General features: G+C 66.6%; 17 protein-coding genes. 10 read left to right on the top strand and 7 right to left on the bottom strand.

Annotated elements, in window-relative coordinates:
* The first annotated feature begins 14 nt into the window (after positions 1-14).
* From hypE to cbiM, 3 genes are all read left to right on the top strand, one after another.
* Positions 15-1055 carry a hydrogenase expression/formation protein HypE gene (hypE, locus tag H7841_05850; protein MEO5336399.1) on the top strand — a complete coding sequence of 347 codons (1041 nt, stop codon included), beginning with the start codon at positions 15-17 and terminating at the stop codon, positions 1053-1055.
* 69 nt (positions 1056-1124) lie between these two features.
* Positions 1125-1889, top strand: a complete 765-nt coding sequence (locus tag H7841_05845; GenBank protein MEO5336398.1) for a DUF4198 domain-containing protein — start codon at positions 1125-1127, stop codon at positions 1887-1889.
* Between the two features lie 16 nt (positions 1890-1905).
* Positions 1906-2532 (top strand): cobalt transporter CbiM, encoded by a 627-nt coding sequence (gene cbiM / locus H7841_05840; protein MEO5336397.1) that lies wholly within the window; start codon positions 1906-1908, stop codon positions 2530-2532.
* Here cbiM and H7841_05835 read toward each other — a convergent pair.
* Positions 2498-3565: a response regulator gene (locus H7841_05835; protein ID MEO5336396.1), complete on the bottom strand. Its 1068-nt coding sequence runs from the start codon at positions 3563-3565 to the stop codon at positions 2498-2500. The genes cbiM and H7841_05835 overlap by 35 nt on opposite strands.
* Positions 3566-3726: 161 nt before the next feature.
* Here H7841_05835 and H7841_05830 point away from each other — a divergent pair, with 161 nt between their 5' ends.
* Positions 3727-5529 (top strand): ABC transporter ATP-binding protein/permease, encoded by a 1803-nt coding sequence (locus H7841_05830; protein ID MEO5336395.1) that lies wholly within the window; start codon positions 3727-3729, stop codon positions 5527-5529.
* A gap of 4 nt (positions 5530-5533) precedes the next feature.
* On the opposite strand, the gene H7841_05825 is transcribed toward H7841_05830, so the two are convergent.
* Together H7841_05825 and H7841_05820 are read right to left on the bottom strand one after the other, a co-directional pair.
* Entirely contained in the window at positions 5534-6400 is an 867-nt protein-coding gene (locus H7841_05825; protein MEO5336394.1) for an alpha/beta hydrolase, read from the bottom strand.
* Between the two features lie 25 nt (positions 6401-6425).
* Positions 6426-7676, bottom strand: coding sequence for an autotransporter outer membrane beta-barrel domain-containing protein (locus H7841_05820; protein MEO5336393.1), 1251 nt, complete (start codon positions 7674-7676; stop codon positions 6426-6428).
* Between the two features lie 304 nt (positions 7677-7980).
* Between H7841_05820 and H7841_05815 the strand changes: the two genes are divergently transcribed.
* The gene (locus H7841_05815; GenBank protein MEO5336392.1) at positions 7981-10020 is read left to right on the top strand and encodes a hypothetical protein; all 2040 of its coding nucleotides are present in this window, start codon (positions 7981-7983) and stop codon (positions 10018-10020) included.
* The gene (locus H7841_05810; GenBank protein ID MEO5336391.1) at positions 10017-11132 is read left to right on the top strand and encodes a glycosyltransferase family 4 protein; all 1116 of its coding nucleotides are present in this window, start codon (positions 10017-10019) and stop codon (positions 11130-11132) included. The genes H7841_05815 and H7841_05810 overlap by 4 nt, the downstream gene beginning before the upstream one ends.
* Before the next feature lie 170 nt (positions 11133-11302).
* Here the strand turns inward: H7841_05810 and H7841_05805 are convergent, their stop codons facing one another.
* From H7841_05805 to H7841_05795, 3 genes are all read right to left on the bottom strand, one after another.
* Positions 11303-13405: a flagellar hook-basal body complex protein gene (locus H7841_05805; protein MEO5336390.1), complete on the bottom strand. Its 2103-nt coding sequence runs from the start codon at positions 13403-13405 to the stop codon at positions 11303-11305.
* Positions 13406-13475: 70 nt separating this feature from the next.
* Entirely contained in the window at positions 13476-14165 is a 690-nt protein-coding gene (locus H7841_05800; GenBank protein MEO5336389.1) for a flagellar hook assembly protein FlgD, read from the bottom strand.
* Positions 14166-14177: 12 nt separating this feature from the next.
* The gene (locus H7841_05795; protein MEO5336388.1) at positions 14178-15980 is read right to left on the bottom strand and encodes a flagellar hook-length control protein FliK; all 1803 of its coding nucleotides are present in this window, start codon (positions 15978-15980) and stop codon (positions 14178-14180) included.
* Between the two features lie 212 nt (positions 15981-16192).
* Between H7841_05795 and H7841_05790 the strand changes: the two genes are divergently transcribed.
* The 4 genes from H7841_05790 to H7841_05775 are packed head-to-tail and all read left to right on the top strand — an operon-like array spanning position 16193 to position 20668.
* Positions 16193-17182, top strand: a complete 990-nt coding sequence (locus H7841_05790) for a Gfo/Idh/MocA family oxidoreductase (GenBank protein ID MEO5336387.1) — start codon at positions 16193-16195, stop codon at positions 17180-17182.
* Positions 17179-17883, top strand: coding sequence for an acylneuraminate cytidylyltransferase family protein (locus H7841_05785; GenBank protein MEO5336386.1), 705 nt, complete (start codon positions 17179-17181; stop codon positions 17881-17883). Before H7841_05790 ends, H7841_05785 begins: the two co-directional genes overlap by 4 nt.
* Positions 17880-18674, top strand: a complete 795-nt coding sequence (locus H7841_05780; GenBank protein ID MEO5336385.1) for an SDR family oxidoreductase — start codon at positions 17880-17882, stop codon at positions 18672-18674. Before H7841_05785 ends, H7841_05780 begins: the two co-directional genes overlap by 4 nt.
* On the top strand, positions 18671-20668 hold the full coding sequence (locus H7841_05775) for a tetratricopeptide repeat protein (protein ID MEO5336384.1): 1998 nt from the start codon (positions 18671-18673) through the stop codon (positions 20666-20668). The genes H7841_05780 and H7841_05775 overlap by 4 nt, the downstream gene beginning before the upstream one ends.
* Here H7841_05775 and H7841_05770 read toward each other — a convergent pair.
* Complete coding sequence (locus tag H7841_05770) at positions 20652-21623, bottom strand: hypothetical protein (protein ID MEO5336383.1); 972 nt, start codon at positions 21621-21623, stop codon at positions 20652-20654. The genes H7841_05775 and H7841_05770 overlap by 17 nt on opposite strands.
* Positions 21624-21675: the final 52 nt, after the last annotated feature.

Here is a 21675-nt window from a genome sequence, read left to right as displayed (position 1 = left end):
GCTAGGATGTCGGCATGCGCAAGGCTCATGTCACGCCCCTCGATTTCAAGAACGGCCGCATCGACCTGTCCCACGGGGCGGGCGGGCGGGCCATGGCCCAGTTGATCGCCGAGATTTTCGCCGCCGCGCTGGACAACGAGTTCCTGCGCCAGCAGAACGACCAAGCCCTTTTCCCGGTGCCCGGCGGCCGCATGGCCATGACCACCGACGGCTACGTCATCTCGCCCTTGTTCTTCCCCGGCGGCGACATCGGCTCGCTGGCCGTGCACGGCACGGTCAACGACCTGGCCATGGGCGGGGCGCGGCCGCTCTACCTGTCGGCCGGCTTCGTCATCGAGGAAGGTTTCCCGCTAGGCGACCTGAAGCGCATCGCCGAATCCATGGCCCGCGCCGCCCGCGAGGCCGGCGTGCAGGTAGTCACCGGCGACACCAAGGTGGTGCAAAGGGGCAAGGGCGACGGGGTTTTCATCACCACCACCGGCATCGGCCTGGTGCCCGACGGCGTCCAGATTTCCGGTGATCGCGCCCGGCCGGGCGATGCGGTGCTTGTTTCGGGAACCATCGGCGACCACGGGGTCGCCATCATGTCCAAGCGCGAGAACCTGACCTTCGAGACCGAGATCCTCTCCGATTCCGCGGCCCTGCATGGCCTGGTGGCCGACATGCTGGCGGCGGCGCCCGGCATCCATGTGCTGCGCGATCCTACCCGTGGGGGGCTTGCGGCCACCCTGAATGAGATCGCCCACCAGTCGGGAGTCGGCATGCGCCTGAAGGAAGCCGCGATCCCGATCCTTCCGGCGGTGCAGGGCGCCTGCGAGCTGCTGGGGCTCGATCCCCTCAACGTCGCCAACGAGGGCAAGCTGATCTGCATCTGCCCGGCCGTCGACGCCCCCGCCGTCCTGGCCGCCATGCGGGCCCATCCCTTGGGGCGCGAGGCCGCCGTCATCGGCCAGGCGGTGGCTGACGACCACCGCTTCGTGGAAATGGAAACCTGCTTCGGCGGCACCCGCATCGTCGATTGGCTGGCCGGCGAGCAACTACCACGCATCTGCTGACGCGGGACTTGCCAGCATCGCCGCCATGCTGTATGAACGAAAAATATTTCGTCATACTGGAGGCAGTCCATGCGGATCGCGACGGTGATGGGATCGGTGATCGTGTTGGCGGCCGGTACCGCCCAGGCCCATTTCCAGGAGTTGATTCCCGATCGCGACATCGTCGCGGCCGAGGATGGCAAGGCGGTCCGCCTCGGCCTGGCCTTCACCCATCCCATGGCCAACAGACCGGCGATGGAAATGGCGTTTCCCAAGCGTTTCGGCGTGGTGGCCAGCGGCAAGACGCAGGACCTGTCGGCCAGCCTGAAGCCACGCAAACTCCAGGGCAAGTCGGCCTACGAGGCCAGCTACGGCTTGGCCGCGCCCGGCGATCACTTGTTTTTCGTCGAGCCCGCGCCCTATTGGGAAAAGGGCGAAGGCAAATGGATCGTCCATTACACCAAGGTGGTGGTGAACGCCTTCGGCACCGAGGAAGGCTGGGACGCCCTGGTCGGGCTGCCGGTGGAGATCGAGCCCTTGGCCCGGCCCTACGGCCTGTGGACCGGCAACTTGTTTCGGGGCGTGGTCAGGCGCGACGGCAAGCCGGTGCCGGGGGCGACGGTCGAGGTGGAATACCGCAGCGAGGGGAAAGTGAAGGCGCCGGCCGATCCCTTCGTCACCCAGGTGGTCAAGGCCGACGCCAACGGCGTTTTCGCCTATGCCCTGCCGCGGGCCGGCTGGTGGGGATTCGCTGTCCTGGTGGATGGCGACGCGAAAATTCCCGGTCCCGACGGCAAGCCTGCCGACGTCGAACTGGGGGGGCTTATCTGGGTCCGCGCCACGGACATGAAGTAGGGCAAGGGAAACTGCCATGGCCCATCTCGTGGACGGCATCCTGACCGCTCCGGTAATCGTCGGCGCGACCCTGCTGACGGCGGGCGGCGTGGCGATGGGGCTGCGGCGGCTGGAGGCCGACCACCTTCCGAAGGCCGCCCTGCTCGGATCGGCCTTTTTCGTCGCCTCGCTCGTTCATGTGCCCATCGGGCCGTCCAGCGCCCATCTGTTGCTCAACGGGACCATCGGGCTTTTGCTCGGCTGGCGGGCTTTTCCGGTGATCCTGGTGGGGATTTTGCTGCAAGCCGTGCTGTTCGGGTATGGCGGCCTGACCGTGGCCGGGGTCAACACCCTGGTCATGGCCGGACCGGCGGTCGCCGTGCATCTTCTGCTCTGTCCCTGGGTGCGCCGTGCGCCGCCTCCCTCCTACGCGCTGCTCGGCGGGCTCGCCGGAGCGGGCGGCATCGCGCTGACGGCAGCCTCGGTGGGGCTGGCCTTGGCACTGAGTGGACGAGAGTTCCTGCCGGCCGCCGGCGCGGTCTTCCTTGCCCATCTGCCGATCATGGTAGTCGAAGCCCTGCTGGCGGGCGCCGTGCTGCAACTGTTGGGAACCGTGCGGCCCGACTTGATCATTCCCCGTCCGGGAATTGCTCGCGGAGCCTGAAGACATCCTCGGCGATCCGCTCGAACAGGTCGACCAGCAACGGGTCGAAGTGAATCCCCGCATTCTCCTTCAGGAACAGGACGGCCTGTTCGAGGGGCCAAGGCTGCTTGTAGGGCCGGGCCGAAGTCAGGGCGTCGAAAACGTCGCAAACCGCGCCAATGCGCCCTTCGAAGGGGATGTCCTCGCCCTTAAGTCCATTGGGATAGCCGCTGCCGTCCCATTTCTCGTGGTGGGTGAGAGCGATGGACCGGGCCATGCGCATCAGTTCGGAATCGTGCCCTTCCAGGATATCGGCACCGATGGTGACATGACGTTCCATGATCCGGCGCTCTTCGGGATCGAGGCGTCCGGGCTTCAGCAGCACCGCGTCGGGAATGCCGATCTTGCCGACGTCGTGCATCGGACTGGCATAGAGGATGGTCTCCGCCTGGGCTTCGGTCCAGCCGGCGGCCAGCGCCAGCATCTGGGAGGCGCGACTCATGCGGATGACGTGGGCCCCGGTCTCGTTGTCGCGGAATTCCCCGGCGCGGCCCAGGCGGCGCACGATCTCCAACTGGGTTTGGCGGACTTCCTGGGTCCGTTCCCGCACGACCGCCTCCAACTCCTCCGCCCGCAGGCGTTGATTGCTGTAATAAATGCGAGCTTCCAGCATGTTGCGGATGCGCAGCAGGACTTCCCACTGCTCGAAGGGCTTGGTCAGGAAGTCCTTGGCGCCCATGTCGAGGGCGCGGCGGCGGGTTTCCTGGTCGGTTTGGGCGGTGAGCACCAGAACCGGCAGATAGTCGTCGCCCAGGTCGCGTTTGAGGATTTCCATCACTTGGATGCCGTCCAGATACGGCATGCGGATATCGAGCAGGATCAGGTCGTGGTGGCGTTCCCTGAACAATCCCTCCACCTTGCGGGGATCGGAGGTTGCATCCACGCGGACGTAGCCGGCGTTCTCCAGGATCGCGCACAACAGCGCCACGTTCACCGGATTGTCGTCGACAACCAGGATCTTCGCTTTCAGGATGCGGTCCTCGAGTCCGTTCACGTCAGATCCTTGCCACGGGAAAATGCCCAGGCTGCCAAGCCGCCCTCGCCAGGGTATGAAAAAGGGCGCGGTCGCGCAACCGATTGCGTCAGCTTGCTTCAATGGCCAGACTGGCAGAACCGAGGAAGGACCCAAGCCGCTTGGAACGCACCACCCGCCGCATGCCGCCGCCCGCCGATCCGTCCGGGCCGCGCGACGATCTTTGGACGCTGAAGGCGCTGCTTCCTTATCTGTGGCCGCCGGGGGAGGTCGAACTGCGCGTCCGTGTCGTCGCCGCACTCGTGCTGCTGGTGGCGGCAAAGGTTGGTACCGTGGGAGTGCCGCTGCTGCTCAAGCAGGCCGTCGACGCCTTGGCGACGCGGGGCGTCGGGGCGATGGTGGCTGTGCCTCTTGGCCTGATCCTCGCCTACGGGGCCGTTCGCGCCGGCGCGCAGTTGTTTCGCGAACTCCAGGACGCCTTGTTCGCCAAGGTATCTCAACGGGCCATGCGGGCCTCGGCCTTGGCGACCTTTCGGCACCTGCACCGGCTCAGTCTGCGGTTCCACCTGGAACGGCAGACCGGCGGCCTCAGTCGGGCCATCGAACGCGGCACCCGGGGAATCGAGATCGTTCTGCGGTTGATGCTGTTCAGCATCGGGCCGGTGATCCTGGAAATCGGTCTGGTGGCGGCCGTGCTTTGGTCGTTGTTCGACGCCCGCTTCGCCCTTGCGACCCTGGGTACGGTGGCGCTCTATGGCGCCTGGACCCTGACGCTGACCGAATGGCGCAACCGCATCCGGCGGCGGATGAACGAAAGCGACAGTCTGGCTCATTCCAAGGCCATCGATTCCCTGCTCAACTACGAGACGGTCAAGTATTTCGGCAACGAGGAGCACGAGGCCCGGCGGTTCGATCAGTCCCTCGCGGCCTACGAATCCGCGGCGGTCCGTACCCGGACATCGCTGGCTTTGTTGAATTCCGGGCAGGGCCTTATCATCGCGGCCGGCGTGACGCTGGTGATGGCCATGGCCGCCGACGGCGTGGCGGACGGGCGCATGACCGTGGGCGACTTCGTGCTGGTCAATACCTACCTGCTTCAGCTCTACCTGCCGCTGAACTTCCTTGGAACCGTCTACAGGGAGATCAAGCACGCCCTGGTGGACATGGAATCCATGTTCCGCCTGTTGACGCGTGAGGTGGAGGTGCCGGACCGGCCGGAGGCGCCGGCCCTTGTCCTGGACGGCGCGGAAATCGTTTTCGACGACGTGGGCTTCCACTACGATTCCCGGCGGCCGATCCTGGCGGGACTGTCCTTCACCGTCCCGGCGGGTAAGACCGTGGCATTGGTGGGCCCCAGCGGCGGCGGCAAGTCGACCGTCGCCAAGCTGCTTTTCCGCTTCTACGACGTCACCGGCGGCCGGATTCTCGTCGACGGCCAGGATCTCCGGGAGGTGACCCAGGCATCGCTGCGGGCCGCCATCGGCATCGTGCCCCAGGACACGGTGCTGTTCAACGACAGCATCCGCTACAATATCGGCTACGGCGACCCGGCGGCGGCCCAGGACGATATCGAAGCGGCCGCCCGCCTCGCCCATATCGACGGTTTCGTGGGCTCGCTGCCCGACGGCTATGCCACGGTGGTCGGTGAACGGGGCCTGAAGCTGTCGGGGGGCGAGAAGCAGCGGGTCGCCATCGCCCGCACCATCCTGAAGCGACCCCGCATCCTGGTCTTCGACGAAGCCACCTCCGCCCTCGATTCCCGCACCGAACGGGAGATTCAGGGAAACCTGGAGGAAGTCGCGGCCGGGCATACCACCCTGGTCATTGCCCACCGCTTGTCGACCGTCGTGGGGGCGCACGAGATTCTGGTGCTGGAGGAAGGTCGGATCGCCGAACGGGGAACCCACCTGGAATTGTTGCTGGCCGGCGGCCGCTACGCCGAGATGTGGGCGCGCCAGCAAGCGGCGGCGCCGGAGGCCGGCTGACCGGTCAGGACTGGGGGCGGGGAGACGGGAGTTGGCGCAGTAAGGCCGGCCAGACCTTGGCCCAGCAGCACTCGTGTTCCTGGTCAGGAACCACCACCAGCCGCGCGGCATGATCGGCGCCCAGGGAGCGCATATAGGAATCGGCCACCAGACGCGGCATGATTCGGTCGTCGGCACCGACGAAGTGCACCTGGGGCAGGCCTTTGATCCGGGTCGCGGCGCCGGCCGGATTCTTGGAACCCTGCATGGGCTGGACGCCGTGGTGGCGGGTCCAAATTTCGTGATCCAGCGTTCCCGCCACGGTCGCCAGGACCGCCACGTCGTCGCGGCGAGCCGCCACCAGCGCGGCCAGGGCGCCGCCCCCGGAAAAGCCGATCAGGACGACTTGATCGGCGCCGCTCTTCTTCTTCAGGTGGCCGATGGCCCGGTCGGTCCCGGCGATCGCCTCCTCGGAGAACCGATGGCTGGTCCACATCCGGACATCGCAGCCCTTGCCCCACCGTTCCATCGTGTATTGGCAGGGACGGCCGAGATAGGCCACGGCGGGAGAGGAATCGGCCAGGGCAAGATCGAGGGCGATGGGGCGCAGCGGAGTCGGGTCCCCGGTCGGCAGCCCGCGGGGCGAGAAGGCGTTGCCGTCCCCCTCGATATAGACCCGGAGTTCGCGGGCCGGGGAAGACGAGGCCTTCTGAAAGGACGTGAGGACGAAGGGCCCGACATCGATCGGGCTTTCCTTCCAGCCACTGGCCTTGACCTGGTCCAGCACGACGCCGGTGGGATCGAAGTACTCCCGGCAACCGCCGGCCGCCAGTAGGCAGAAGAAAGACAGGCAGAGAGCCCGGCTGTTAAGCCGGGCTCTCCACTTAGCCATCTTGGGGACGCAGTCGCGAATGGTCTTAGAAGTCCACCCGGAGCTTGGCAAGGCCCTTGTACTCGGTGTAGTCCTCGCGGAGCAGAACCGTCTCACCCTGCAGCTGGGCCGTCACGTAGCCACCCAGGGCCAGGTTGAAGCCGAGGCCGGTGCGCAGACCGAAGTCGTCGTCTTCAGGCTTGGTCTGGCCGGCGGCGACCACGATCGCATCCTTGGAGAAGTCCCACTCGCCCTGGATCAGAACATAGGGGGTGAACTTGCCGCCGAAGAAGCCGTAGCCGACGCGGGCGCCGAGGATGCCCTGACCCAGGGTGGTATCCTGCTCGGCGATCCGAACCTTAGGCGACAGAGCGTTGGTGCTCTTCTCGAGGAAGGAGTCCTTGGTCTCTTCGGTGTAGAGGACACCGGCGTGAGCATGGAGCTTCCAGGCCTTGATGGTGTGGTCGGCGTTGATGGTGCCGGCCGCGAACCAACGGGTCGCATCGGTCTCGCCCGTCCAGGTCTCGTTCGTGGTCAGGTATTCCTTGCGGCTCAGGTCGTAGTTCAGCCAGGCATAGCCGCCGGTGGCGTCGATGCTGAACATGTTGGTCAGCTTGAGGGACGCGTAGGGGGCGACCATCCAGCCGGAGCCGTCGATGCTGCCGCGGTTGAAGGTGGTGTCGATGTTGGAGGATTCGTAACCGGCGCTGAGGCCAATCAGGAAGCGATCCTTGATCAGGTAGTCGACACCCACCAAGCCGGTGAGAATGTTGCCGTCGAAGGCCGTGGCGACGTTGTCGTTGTCGACGGAGGTGTAGGCGCCCTGCACCCACACGCCGATGCCCTTCTTGGCGTTACCGCCGGCGATACCGATCTGGCCGGAATTCTCGTCCATCGAGTAGGTCACCGGATTGCCGGGATCCTTCACGGCGGCCATGCGCTGCGAAATGCGGTTGCTGATCAGCGACATGGTCTGCACCGTCGCGGCCCGCAGCGTCTCGGTCGAGGTCACGACCGACGAAGCCGAGTTCGACGTGTGGTTCGCCACGCAGGAGCTGGAATAGGTCGAGCGACCGCCGCCATAGGTGCTGGAGGCCGACTTGGTGGTCAGGTAGGTGCTGTTGGTGCCGTAGGTCGAGTCTTGGCACGAGTAGGTCGCGCTGAAGACAGCGAGCGACTTAAAATTCAAGGTTTCGTCGGCGGATCCCGCCATGACGTCACGGCCACCGAGGCCCGCCACGGCGGCAATGCCCACCACAGCGACCAGTGCCCGGCGCATCGAGAAATACTGCTTCATTTTCTCTGTCCCCTTTCAGGCTTGTGTCTCTTCCCCCCTCCGCAAGCGACTACTGGCGCACGGCGGGAGCCGTTGATCTTCAGTATTTGGGCCACAGATCGAGTGTGGGTTTCAAGCGAATTGTGGTCGTTAACCGTCTTCAGCCTCCAATCGCCTCCTCCCCCGTGACATTTTTACCACAACCCTTGGGGTCGTTCAGGATCGCGGAGAGGATCAGGCGGCTGGAGCGCCAGGGGTTTTGCCTTGCCGGGCCCCCGGCCGCCTCCTAGTATCGCATCGGAGCGGCGGATGCAAGGAGCGGGCGATGGCGAACGAGAAGGGGCTCCTGGCGGCCGCGGACAAGGGCGGACTCGCCTTGGTCGCGATCGGCGGCTTGGCGGCGTTGCTCGCGGTTCTCCTGCCGATCCCGGTCTTCTTGCCGATCGGCATTTGGTACCAGTCCGAATCCATGTCGGCCTTTCTTGCGGTCGCCGCGGGCGTCGCGGCCCTGGGGATCGCGCTCATGGGCCTGACCCGGGCCTGGGTCCGGTTGGTGCTGGTCCACCCCGCGCCTCTTCTCGCGTTCGGATTGGCCGCCTGGTCCGTCGTCGCCGGGGCTTTCCAGTCGCTGCCCTGGGCGGGATGGTACGGCAGCCCCGAGATCGGCGAGGGCGTCTATTGGTACCTGGAACTGGGAATCTTCGTCGCCAGCGGCATGATTCTGGCCCGGACGCGGTGGCTTCGCCTCGCGCTGGCCCTCGGCGCCACCGCGGTCATCGGCTTAGTCACGGCGGCGACCTGGTATAACGCCAAGGACGGCTCGTTCCAGCTGATCCCCTTCTTTTTTCCCGATTACCTCGCCTTCATGGGGATCGCCCTGATCGCTCTCCTGGCAGGCCTTCTCCAGGTTGGAGACCGGTCCCGTTGGCTGTGGCCGATCCTGGCGATGGGAGGGGGCGTCGTTTGGGTGTCGACCAACTATGCGACCATCGGACTGTTTCTGGTGATGGCCCCCGCCTCGGTATTGCTGGCGCCGCGGGTCCTCGCCACGGTGGCGGGGGCGCGGCGAGGGTTCGCCATCTTTGCGATTCTCGTGCCGTTGGCTGTATCGGTCACGGTGTCCCTTCCCTTTCTCGAGCCCCTATCCACCCAACAGAACTTCGTTGGGCGGCTGGCCAATTCGGCCTTGTCCCGCCATTATCTATCCAATGTGGTCGTCACGGCCTCCCAGGCCGACCCTGCCATGGCGCTCCACGGGTTCGGCTGGGGCCGATATTCCGATCTACTGGCCATTCATCTTCCGGTCGAATGGGCCGTCTTGAACGACACCCTCGAAAACAGATATGAATGGCGTCACAAGTTATGGGATGCGGTCCATCGGGTGGACTTCCATAGCCACAACTATCTTCTGGACGCCTTCATCGGCGGAGGCCTGCCGGCGGTGATTCTCGCCCTTCTCCTGACGGCGTCGATACCGTTCTGGGCGCGGCGGAAACATCTTCATCTGGCGGGATTTTTCGCCGTGGTCCTTGGCGGCACGGCCGCCTATTGGTTCCAGCTTGCAGGGACCATGCCCTATGTCGCTCTGGCCATGGCCGCCATCGCGTCTCCGCGCCCTCGCCTGATCCCGTTCCGAATGCGGATTCCGGTGGTCCCGGCAGCCCTCCTTCTGGCCTTGGGTCTGTTCCTGGGCTTCACCGGAGCGCGGAACATCCTCTTCGCGGGACATGCCTTTTCCTTCATGCCCACGATGTCCCTCCCCTTGTCCGCCGGATCTTCCGGCGCGGCCTGCCCGGATGTGTTCGACGACGGGGGACGCGGCGGGCTTCACCTGATGCATCGGCTGCGCACCGTTGCATCGGCCGCGGTAGGAGCGGTGAAGAAGGGTCAGAACCTTTCCGAGGACGTCGTGCAAGGCCTGCGGGGTCTGGCCTGCGCCGCCGAGGCGCATGTGGAGCGCGGAACCTCTTTCCGCCTTCTGGTGGCGACCCTGCTGGCGCGGGCCGACTTGGCTTTCGCCCCGCCGCATCCGCTGCTCGATCGCCTGACCGCGGAATATCTGGTCAACTGGGAGACACGACTCACGCAAGCCCTGCGAATCGCCCCCCGACGACACGATCTGGCCGCGCCGTATCTGCTTTGGCTGCTGAAGGAGAATCGGGCCGGCGAGTTCGCCGCCTGGGCGAACCTGCTGTTCGAACGAAATCCCAACGACAAGGTCGCCATCTGGTTCGCCGGCATCGCCCTTCTGGAAGACCCCGCACGGGCGGAAGAAGGCCTGCGGCGCATGCGCCAAGCCATGGAAATGGGCATCGAACGGGTCATCCCCGTCGACCCGAGCATCAAGGAAGAATTGCTTCGGTGAGCCCCGCCCCCCTCGTCCTGCTGATCGACGGCCTGCACGCCAAGAGCGGCGGCGGCATTACCTATCTGCGTGCCATGGTGCCCCGCCTCGCGGCCCAACCCGGCGTTTCCGTCCACCTGTGCCTGCACGAAAGCCAGCGGCCCCTGTTCCCGGAAGGCAGCCTGGGCCCCGTCGTCCACCACTGGCTGGACTATCCCATGAGTTTCTGGGGGCAGCATTGGCACGAGCAGATCCAGGTGCCCCGGCTGGCCCGCCGGATTCGGGCCGGCGTCACCTTCGCACCGGCCAACTACGGGCCCTTGCTGGTGCGCCGGAGCGTGGTCCTGCTGCGCAACGCGCTTACGGTCGCCAACGTCGATAAGCGGCCGGCCAAGCTGCTCTACTGGCTGCTGGTCTATCTGGCGACGGCGGCCTCGCTGCTGGCCTGCCGACGGGCCATCGCCGTTTCCGGCTATGCCCGCCGGGCCGCCGCCGGGCCCTTCATGGACCATCTGGTGGGGGGCAAGATTTCCATCGTTCCCCACGGCGTCGATCCGCTGTTCGCCCCGCCGCCGCCGGACCAGGCCCGAGATTCCTTCCTGCTGGCGGTTTCCGACCTCTATATACAGAAGAATCTCCACACTCTGCTGGAGGCCTTCGCCCGCATCGCCCCCGCCCATCCCGAGATCGGCCTGTTCATCGCCGGAAAGCCTTTGGATGCGCAATACTTCGCCCGGCTGCAAGGCCGGATCGCCGCTTTGGGCCTGGAGTCGCGGGTCGAGTTCCTGGGCCACCAGCCGGCGGAAAGGCTGGTCGACCTGTACCGGCGCTGCCGGGCCTTCGTCTTTCCCTCGACGGTGGAAAGCTTCGGCAATCCCTTGGCCGAGGCCCTGGCCTGCGGCGCCCCCGTCGCCTGTTCGAACACGGCTGCCATGCCCGAGGTGGCGGGCGAGGCCGCCCTTTATTTCGATCCCCACGACGCCGCCGCCATGGCCGAGGTCCTGAACCGGATTCTGGGATCGGAATCCCTGCGCGCCGAACTGTCCGCCAAGTCCCTGGCCCAGGCCGTCCGCTATTCCTGGGACCGCACGGCCGATGCCACCCTGGCGGTGCTGCGCCAAGCGGCCGTTTGATACCGGCCAACACTCGAACGGATCGGCTGGGCGGTTGCGCGCGCCCGGCGAGGGCAAAGATGAAGATACCAACCGGGCATTGGCCGATCGGTATGAAACGGGACGGGCCCCCGCCGCCGAAGCGGAACGGGGGCCCTGGCTTGGAACGCGGGTTGCTTGTCGGTTCACCTCTAGCGTTTCACCTGCATCAATTCGGAAAGCATCTCGTCGGCGGTGGAGATGATCTTGGCCGAGGCCGAATAGGCACGCTGGACCACGATCATGTTGGTGAATTCTTCGCCGATATCCACCGTGGAGGCTTCCAGGGCGCCCTGGATCACCTGTCCGGCGGGGCCGTTGTCGGCGACGCGCAGCGTGTAGTCGCCCGAATCCTGGGTGGCGTTCCAGACGTTGCCGGACCGGCCTTCCAGGCTGTTGGGATTGACGAAGGTGGCGATGGGCAACTGGTAGATGTTGCGGATTTCGCCGTTGTCGAACAGGGCGGTCACCAAGCCGTTGGTATCGACGGTCACCCCGGCGAAGGTGCCGAAGCGCGATCCGTTCTGGGTGATGAAGCTGGGCGTGAATTCCTCGCCGAACTGGGTCATCCCGTTGGCTTCGCCTTCCTGGCCGAAGTCGACGGTGATCTGGTTGGCGTGCGCCGCGTCGTCGTCCATGTCGGCCGCGCCCGACGCGAAGCCCAGGATTTCGATTTCCGCCACGTTGAAACCGCCCGGTTCCAACGGCAGGCCGTCGCTGTCGAAGACGATGGCCTGGGTCTTGTTGACAGCCACCGTGTCGCCCGCCGCATAGGTCGCGGTGCCGTCCGGTTCGGTCGGCACGCCGGCACCCATGGTGGCGCCGAAGACGACATCGTAGGTACCCTTGTTGAGAGAGGCGAGCACCAGCGTGTTGTTGGAGCCCACGTCGTTATTTTCGCGAACGCGGACGCGGGTACCGGCGAAGTCCGGGTCCAGGGCCTCGATGGAAGCTTCGAGATCGGCCAGCATGTTGGCCACGGAGTCGATGCGGATCGTCGCATCGTTGTCGCTGGCCACTTCCGCCGCCGAGAAGGTGTAGACGATGCCGTTGATCGTCATGGTCGAGGCGTTGGCCGGCACCGCGGCGAAGGTGAACTGCTGGAAGTCGCGGTAGCAGGGATCGCCGTCGTCCGCCGAATAGGTCTTGCGGACGGTGAAGGACGACGTCTGGTTGGTCACCGGATCGCCGCTGGTGTCCAGCAAGGCCGCCGGGTTCACGGTGATGGCGCGGGTGCCGTCTTCGGTAAAGACCACGGTGGTCGAAGACCCGCTGCTCACGGCGATGCGGGTATTGGTGTAGCCGCCGTAGTCGGCGAAGTCGGAGTCGTTGGCCTTGACCGCGGCGACCAGGGCGGCGACATCCTGCGCGACCGTGGTGGTGGCGGAAATGTCGACCTGGACGTTGCCGGCGGTGGTGGCGGCGTCGCTGTCGAATTCGTAGGTCTGGCCCTCGATCACCACCGTGGCGCCATCGGCGGGACGGGCGGTGAATTCGAGCTGGCCGACGCTCTGGTAGGCGTTGCCGTCCTCGTCCTCGATGGTCAGGGCGGCGGTGCGTTGCGGCGGCTGGACCGACATATCCCACTGATTCTCGCGCCCCGAACGGGTATAGACGAAGCTCATGGAATTCGCGTTGCCCAGGGTATCGAAGAACTGCACGTCGGTCTTGTGGGTGGTGTTCTCGGTATCGGTGGCCGGGAGGTTGGCGCCGATGGCGATGGTACTGGTCGCCGCCGCCGTGCCGCCCACCCGGTTGAGGTTGACCGTCTCCAGGTAGTCGGTGGAGATGATGTTCTGGTTGGCGATGGTCAGCGAATCGTTGGCCGGAACCACCGTGCCGGCGGCGTTGGTCGGCCAGCCCTGCAGGTAGTATCCCGAGGTGTTGCGCAGGTACCCTTCGTTGTCCATCTTGAACGATCCGGACCGGGTGTACATATACTGGTTGCTGATGCCCGGTTCGCCCACCTCGTTGACCACGAAGAAGCCCTGGCCGGAGATCGAGATGTCGGTCTGCGAGGTGGAGGCCTGCAGCAGCCCCTGCACGTCCGTGGCTTGGCGCGGCTTGGACTGCACACCGCCCGCGGAATAGAAGGTCGACGACGTCTGCTTGGTGACCAGGGTCTGGAAGTTGACCCTGGTGTTCTTGTAGCCGATCGTCGAGACGTTCGTGATATTGTCCGAGATGGCGCCCATGGCGCTGGACTGCGCCGTTAGGCCGGATACGCCAGAGAACAATGCACCGTACAAGCTCATCTTCGGTCTCCTTCGTCTCTTCCGGCCTCTCATGGGCCGGGTGGGGTTCTGTCTCGCCGCCGGGCGCGGCTCAGTTCACCGTCTTTTCGGTCTCGCGGACCGAAAGCACCGTGTCCTGCTTGACGGATATGTCGCCGACGATCAGGTAGGGACTGTCGTCGACCGTGCTGACGCCGGTCACCCGGCCGAAGGCCGTCTGGGTCACCTCGACCAGTTCGCCCGTCCCGTCGAAGCCGGTTACCCAGACTTCATAGACACCGGCGGGAACCTGGTTGTTCTGGCTGTCCTTGCCGTCCCATTCGAAGGTATGGAGGTCGGTATCGGTCTCGGCGCCCTGGGTGAAGACGGTGTCGCCGTTCTCGTCCTTGATGGTGATGTAGGCGTTCTTGGCGTTGCTGCCGAGCTGGTACTTGATCTTGGCGCCGCCGCCGTCCTCGATATTCACGTCCTTGCCCTCATACTCGATGGTCGTGTTCATATAGTTGACCAGCGAGGCCACCTGGTTCGACTGCTGCAGGGTGTAGAGCTTCTCCAGGTTGGAGTTCTGGTAGATCTGCTGTTCCACACTGGCGAACTGCACGAGCTGGGTGGTGAACTCGTTGGCGTCCATGGGGCTCAGGGGGTCCTGATTCTTCAACTGGGTGACCAGGAGGTTGAGGAACTGGTTCAGGTCCTCGTCCAGCTTCTGCTTGCTGGCCGCCGCCGTACCCGAGGAGTCGGAGGTCGATGCGGCTGCTGCGGTCGAACCGATAAGCGACATGACTGCGTTTCCTTACGCCCGGATATCGACGCGGCCATCGGCGGTCATGCCGCCCTGGCCGAGCGCGATGGTGGGGGGAGCCGGGACATCCGGCTCCTCGTCGCGGGCGCCGGTGCCATAGGGATTGCGGAGGTTCCCCTCCCCCTCGGCCTGGCGCTGGTTCTGTTCCCGGAGATTGAAGCTCAGGCTTCCCGAATCCAGGTGCAGGCCGGCGTCCTCCAGGGCTTGCTGGAGATTGCGCGCGTCGCGCTGCAAGAGGTCCAGGGTGTCCTTGTTGTCGGCGGTCACCACTGCGGTCAGGCGGCCGTCCTGGGCCAGTTCCATGCTGACCTCGATGCGTCCCAGGCTGGCGGGCTTGAGCGAGATGGAAATCCTGTCGTTACCGTCCTGCAGGGCCTTGGTGATCTGCACCGACACCTGATCGGCGACGCCCTGGCCGGGCAGGGTGAAGCGGGGCTGGCGCACCGCCTGGGTCTGGGCGGTCTGCTGGCTCTGCTGGGTCTGGTTGGCCTGGCCGGGCAGAGGGGCCGATTCGCCGGAAGCCGGCATGTTCGGGGCGGGCATGCCCGCCTGGGCCGTGCCCTGGGCCGCGCCCTTGCCCTCGACGCCGCCGGCGGCCAGCACCTGGTTGGCCGCCTGGGCGGCCGCCTGCTGCGGCTGTACCGGACCGGAGGCCGCCTGCTGGGCGAGAAGCTGCGGATTGGGATTGCCGAGAACCTGCGGGGTCTGCTGGCCCGGCAGGCGGGCTTGTTCGGAAGGCTCGGGGTTGAGCAGGGCGCCGCCCATGCCGGAAGCGGGCTTGGAGAACAGCACCGCCGCCTCGTCCTCGACCTGGACCTGGACCTGCACGTCGTCGCCGGCGCCGATGGCCTGGGACAACTGGGCCGCCTGCTGGGCCGCCTTGTCGGCGCCCTTGGCCGCATGGGCCTCGGCCGCCCGGGCCTGGGCCTGAAGCGCGGCGTTGGCTTGGTTATGTAATTGGCTCTGCTGGCCGTTGGCCGCATCCTGGGCATCGCCTGCGGCCTTTGCCGCTGCCTGCCACTGCTCGCCCAGATGCCCTGGCCGGCCGGCCTGCGGGTCGACGGAGACATCACCGTCCTCGACAGTCGCGGCCGGAGTCGCCGGACCGGCCGACTGATTCTGCTGGCGGGCCTGAGCCTGCTGAGCCGCAGCCAGGGCCGCCAGAACGGTGTCCTGGCCTTGGCGAGCGACCGCGCCGGTCACGACGGCAGGACCGGCATCGACCACCGCCTGCCGTTCGGCGACGGCGTCGACCTGGGCCTGCCGATTCTGCTGGTCGGCGGGGATCTGTCCATCGGCCTGGACGGCATGTTCGACCGCCGGACTGTCGTCGGCAGTGCGATCACGGCGATCATCGCGGGCCTGGCGGCCAGCATCGGCGCTGTCGGTGCGCGCCACCGGGTCGTCGGCCTGCCCATCGGCGGCCTGGTCCGGACGCTCGGCGGCCTGTTCCACCAGTTCCTCGCGGGGCTCGGCACGTGGCGCCTCGGGCTTGTCGGAACGATCAGCCGCACGGACCGTCTTGTCCTTCGCTGGGCGGGCCGGCTCGTTCCGTTCGGCCTGCTGAGCCGGGCGTTCGGCGCGAATCTCGGTTTTGCCGGGCAGGCGCCCCACGCTGGCCGAGGCGGTCATCAGGTTGGCGCCGTTTTCCGCATCGGCCTGCGCCTGGGAGAGGATTTCCAGGAAGGCCGCGCCGGAACCGCCGGTGGCCTTGCCGTCGCCGACCGTCTGGCCGATGGCGGAGGACTCCGTCACTCCGAGTGCGCGCAGGCCGTATTGGTTTTCCGTGTACATGGATCGCTCCTAGGCATTGGATTGTGCCGGCCTTTCCTCAGCAAGCCACGGGCCAAGTCGACATGGCATTGATTTTCAACGCTTCCTCTGCGATAACCGGGCCGTCCAGCCGGGCAAACGGCGACCGGCGCGGAAAAAAATTCCCACCCTGTCCGGAAGTTCGTGCCGAGGGGATTTGACTTGCGCGGCAGCTTGGTGAAGGCTGGAGTCTCATGGTGGAACGGCTTCTCATCGTCGGCCTGGGCAGTATCGGACGGAGGCACTTGGCCTGCCTGCAACGGCTGGCGCCGGACATCGCGGTCACGGTGCTGCGTCGCCCGGGCGGTACGGCGGAAGCGGGGGTAGCTACCGTCCATAACATGTCCGAAGCCCTGGCGACCTGCCCTCAGGCCGCCATCGTGTCCAATCCAGCCCCCTTCCACGTGGAAGCCGCCTTGGCCCTGGCCCGCGCCGGGGTCCATCTTCTGGTCGAGAAGCCCCTATCGGACCGCCTGGACGGTGTTGCGGAACTGATCGAGGAGTGCCGCAAGCGCCGCTTGGTGCTGCAGGTCGGTTATTGCCTGCGCTTCGACCCGTCCCTTGCCGCCCTCAAGCAGGCCCTGGCGGCCGGCACCATCGGCCGCCTCCAGCACCTCAAGGCCGAAGTCGGGCAGTACCTGCCCGACTGGCGACCGGACACCGACTACCGCCAGGGGGTGAGCGCAAGGGCCGACCTGGGGGGCGGCGCCTTGCTGGAGCTGTCCCACGAAATCGACACCCTTTGCTGGCTGGCCGGGCCGGCAGCAGGCGTGATCGCCCGGCTGACCGCGGTCGGCGACCTGGAAATCGACGTCGAGGATTCGGCCGATCTGCTGCTCGACTTCCCCGGCAATGTCTCGGGCACTCTCCATATGGACATGCTGCAGCGGACCCCGGTGCGGACTTGCAAGGCGGTCGGCACCGCGGGCACCTTGTTGTGGGACGGTATGACCCGCGAAACCCGCACCTACCGGGTCAGGGATGGCAAGGGCGCGTGGGAGGTTCTCTATTCGGGCAAGGATTCCTCGCCCGATACCCGCTATCTGGAGCAATTGAAACACTTCCTGGCCTGCATCGGGTCGGGGGGACGGCCGCTGGTGTCCGGCGAGGACGGTCTCCGGGTCCTGGAGATCGTCATGGCGGCCCGGCGGTCGGCCAAGGAAGGAACAAAGGTGAGTCCGTGAACGGCCAAGTCGTCGCTTTCATCTTCGCGCGGGGCGGATCGAAGGGCCTGCCCGGCAAGCATCACCGCCTGGTCGCCGGCAAGCCGCTGATCCAGCACGCCGTCGAGCAGGCCAAGGCTGCCCGCCTGGTGGAACGGGTCATGGTGTCCAGCGACGATCCCTCCATCGCCGAGGCGGCCAAGGCTTACGGCGCCGAGATGCCCTTCCTGCGCCCCGCCCATCTGGCCCGCGACGAAACCCCGGAATGGCTGGCCTGGCGCCACGCCATCGAGACGCTGGGCGAGACGGTGGGGCTGTTCGTCAGCGTCCCCGCCACCGCGCCGCTACGCCGGCCGGCCGACATCGACGCCTGCATCGAACGCTTCCGCATGGGTGACGTGGATGTGGTCTGCGCCGTGGCCCCGGCCCATCGGAGCCCCTACTTCAACATGGTGAAGCTGGACGCGGCCGGCCATGCCGGGCTGGTCATCCCGCCCGCCACCGGCACCTTGCACCGGCGCCAGGACGCGCCGCCGGTCTTCGACATGACCACCATCTGCTACGTGGCCGATCCCGCCTTCGTGCTGAAGGCGGGTGGGCTGTTCGACGGCCGGGTCGGTACCGTCGAGGTGCCGCCCGAACGGGCGGTGGACATCGATACCGAATACGACCTGCGGGTCGCCGATGCCCTCTATCCCCTGGTCGCAAAGGACGCCCCATGAGGGGAGCGGGACAGCCACTCAAGACGATGATGGACCTGACCGGAAGGGTCGCCCTGGTGACCGGCGGAGCTGGCCACATCGGGTTCCAGGCGGCGGCGGCGCTGGCCGAACTGGGGGCGCGGGTGGTTCTCGTCGACCTCAAGGACGCCGAGGCGGCGGCGGCCGAACTGCCGGACGCCCTGGGCTTCGCCTGCGACTTGGCCGACGAGGCCGCCGTTCGGGCCCTGCCCGGACAGACGGTCGCGTCTCTCGGGCGGCTGGATATCCTGGTTGCGGCGGCCGGATTCGTCGGCACCTCGGGCCTCGAGGGTTGGGTGACGCCCTTCGAGGAGCAGACGGCCGACACGTGGCGCCAGGCGATGGAAGTCAACCTGACCTCGGTCTTCGTCCTTGCCCAGGCCGCCCTTCCCCATCTGAAATCGGGGGGCAAGGGAGCCATCGTCGCTGTCTCCTCGATCTACGGCATGGTCGGCCCCGACATGCGGCTCTATGACGACACCCCCATGGGCAATCCGGCCGCCTATGCCGCCGGCAAAGGTGGTCTGCTGCAACTGGTGCGCTGGCTGTCCACCGTGGTGGCGCCCGAGGTACGGGTCAACGCCGTCACCCCCGGCGGAATCCGGCGTGGCCAGCCCGAAGCCTTCGTCCGCCGCTACGAGGAGCGCACACCCTTGCGACGCCTCGGGCGCGAAGAGGAATTGAAGGGCGCGGTAGCCTACCTGGCCAGCGATCTGTCTTCCTACGTTACCGGCCAGAATCTGGTGGTGGACGGAGGCTGGACGGCGTGGTGAGCGAGGACCGCCCCGCCGTTTCCGCCGGGGTGCTGGCGGAACTTCTGATGCGGGGGGAAGGCTTCCGGACGGCGGGACGCTATCATGAGGCCATCGCGCTGTTCGAACGTGCGCTTCATCTGCAACCTCTTTTGGCGCCTGCCCACAACTCCCTCGGGCTGGCGCTACGCGGCCTGAACCGGATCGCCGAGGCCGAGGCCGCGCTCAGGCGGGCCGTCGAAATACGCCCCGCCCATGCCGAGGCCTGGGCCAACCTGGGAATCGTGCTTTGCGAGCAGGGCCGCTTCCCCGAGGGCACCGAGGCCTGTGTCCAGGCGGTGGCCCTGGACGCGGACTCGCCGGTACAGCACCGCAACCTGGCGACCGCCTTGCGATTGGCGGGCCGCTACGACGAGGCCTGGACCGCCTTGAACCGAGCCGTGGAGCTGGATCCCAAATTCCTGGGAGCCTGGATCGACCTGGGCGTTCTTTGCCGCGACCGGCGCCGTACCGACGATGCCGTGGCCGCCTGCGAACGAGCCATCTCCCTCGATCCGGACAATCTCGTGCCCTATCAGGTGATGGGCCATGCCCTCTACCAGGGCGGGCGCTGGCGGGAAGCGGAAGCCGTCTACGACCGTGCCCTCGATCTTGCCCCGGACAATGCCGGCCTCGCCATCCGCCGTGCCTTGCTGCTTCCCCTGGTGCCCCGGGACCGGGCCGAGATCGCCGCGGCCCGCCGCCAGATGACGGAGCGGCTGGACGATCTCCTGGAACGGCCGGGCCTCGTCCTCACCGATCCCCACACCGAAGTGGGCACCACCGACTTCTACCTGGCCTACCAGGGGGAAGACGATCGCCCGATCCGCCAGAAGCTGGCCGCGCTCTACCTCAAGTCCTGCCCTGCCCTGGGATGGGAAGCCCCCCATTGCACCGCCGGTCCTCGCCGGGCGGAGCGGATCAAGGTCGGATTCCTTTCGTCGCATCTGATCGCCGGTCATACCATCGGCAAACTGACGGCCGGCCTGATCGAGCGCCTGCCCCGCGACCGCTTCGAAACCGTGCTGCTGCGCCCCCACGGCACCCGCGGCCTGGAAGAAGCGGTGGAACGGACGGTGGGCTATTCCCTCGACCTCACGGCGGCGCGCCGCCGGGTGGCGGCCGAGGAACTGGATGTGCTGATCTATCCCGACATCGGCATGGACTCCTTCACCTACTTCCTTGCCTTCTCCCGATTGGCGCCGGTGCAGTGCGTCACCTGGGGCCACCCGGTGACCACCGGCATTCCCAACATGGACTGGTTCCTGAGCACGGCGGACCTGGACCCGCCCGGATCGGAAGCGGCCTACAGCGAAACCCTGGCCCGGCTGCCGGCCTTCCCCGCCTTCGTCGCACCGCCATCCGTCGCCAACCTTCCCGACCGGGCCGCCCTGAACCTGCCCGAGGATCGCCGGCTCTACGTCTGTACGCAGACCCTCTTCAAGGTCCATCCCGACTTCGATGGCGTCCTCGCGGAAATCCTGCGGGGCGACCCGGACGGCGATCTGGTCTTCATCGAAGGAGGCCTGACCGGAATCGCAACGCTCTTGCGGCAACGCCTCGCCGCGGTTCTGCCGGACGGCTTGGCGAGGGTCCGCTTCCTGCCTGGCCTGGAGCCGCCACGCTTCCTGGGGCTTTGCCGATGGGCCGACGTGCTGCTCGATACCTTTCCATTCTGTGGCGGCAACACCAGTCTGGAGGCCTTCGCCACGGGCACCCCGGTGGTGACGCTGCCCACCGGCCTGATGCGCGGCCGGGTCACCGCGGCCTTCTATCGCCGCATGGGGATCGGAGATCTGGTGGCCAGAAGCCCGGCTCACTATGTGGATCTGGCCTTGCGCGCGGCGAGGGATCGGGAATGGCGGAACACGCTCTCGGCCCGCATCCGGGACCGAGCCGCCCTTCTGTTCGAAGATGACGCGGCCGTGGCGGGCCTCGCCGATTTCCTGGAAAGGGCGGTCAGCGCCAGAAACTGACTAAAGGCTCCGCATCGGCTACCAGCGGAAAGGTGACCGACTTTCTGGCCGGGCTCGGAGTCTCCTTGGCCGCCGGCCTCCATCCGTCACAACCGGCCGTCCGCTCCAGAAGATGGTCGGCCACCGCGGAAAGGACGGTAGGGTTCTCCAGGATCGCGTCATCCCGATTCCAGACCGTCCATCCCAGGCTGTCCGCCCCCAGGGCGGCCACCGGAGTAAGGAAGGCCGAAGCCAGACCCGTATAGCCGCCCACGCCACCGATCAGATAACGGGCGAAACGCACGGCCGCCGCCTGGACCTCGATTCCGGCCCCGGAAAGATCGAGGCCGCCCGCCTGCCCGGCAGCTTCCCCAACCCGAACCGCTTGGCCGCCCTGACGCTCCACCGCTTGGCGGGCCAAGTCGACGAAGGTATCGTCGCCTTCCACGCAGGCGAACCATCGATCTCCCGCCACCCCCCGTTCCGCCAGTTCCTTGGCCAAGGCGGCCTTCCGGTCGGCGGGCAGGCGGAAAACCGGAGGGGCAGCGGCCAAGCCGGGGAACCGGGCCGCGTCCTGGCCGAGCATGCCGGGCAGCAAGACCAGATCCGCTTCATGCAGCTTGCGCTCGTACCAGGAAGGCTCCGGGCATCGGACCGGCGCCGAAAGCCCCATGTCGAACCAGTCGACCGGAATGGTGATCGGCGATTCCGGATCGGTACGCATGGCCGAATCGATATGCGGGTTGCTTTCGACGACGAATTGCCGCCAGGCAGGCGCGGCCTTGAAGACGGCCGCGGCATAAGCTCCGGGAACGCTTTTCAGGATGGCGGCGGCAACCACGTTTTGCCGAACGAATTCCGCAAGATCGTCGGCGGCCAGAAAAACCACGATGCGCTCGGGCACCGGACGGTCCTGCTGCTGGCGAACCCAGTGCCGCAGCATGTCAACGATGTCGCTCCGGTCGGGCTCGTTCATTGGCGTCCTCCTGCCTGGCATCCTAATCATGCCGGCCGGTCTAAGCCAGGGC

The sequence above is a fragment of the Magnetospirillum sp. WYHS-4 genome, assembly GCA_039908345.1.
Taxonomy (GTDB): Bacteria; Pseudomonadota; Alphaproteobacteria; order Rhodospirillales; family GLO-3; genus JAMOBD01.
Note: the sequence above shows the minus strand (reverse complement) of the source record. Positions and strands in the feature narration are given on the sequence as shown.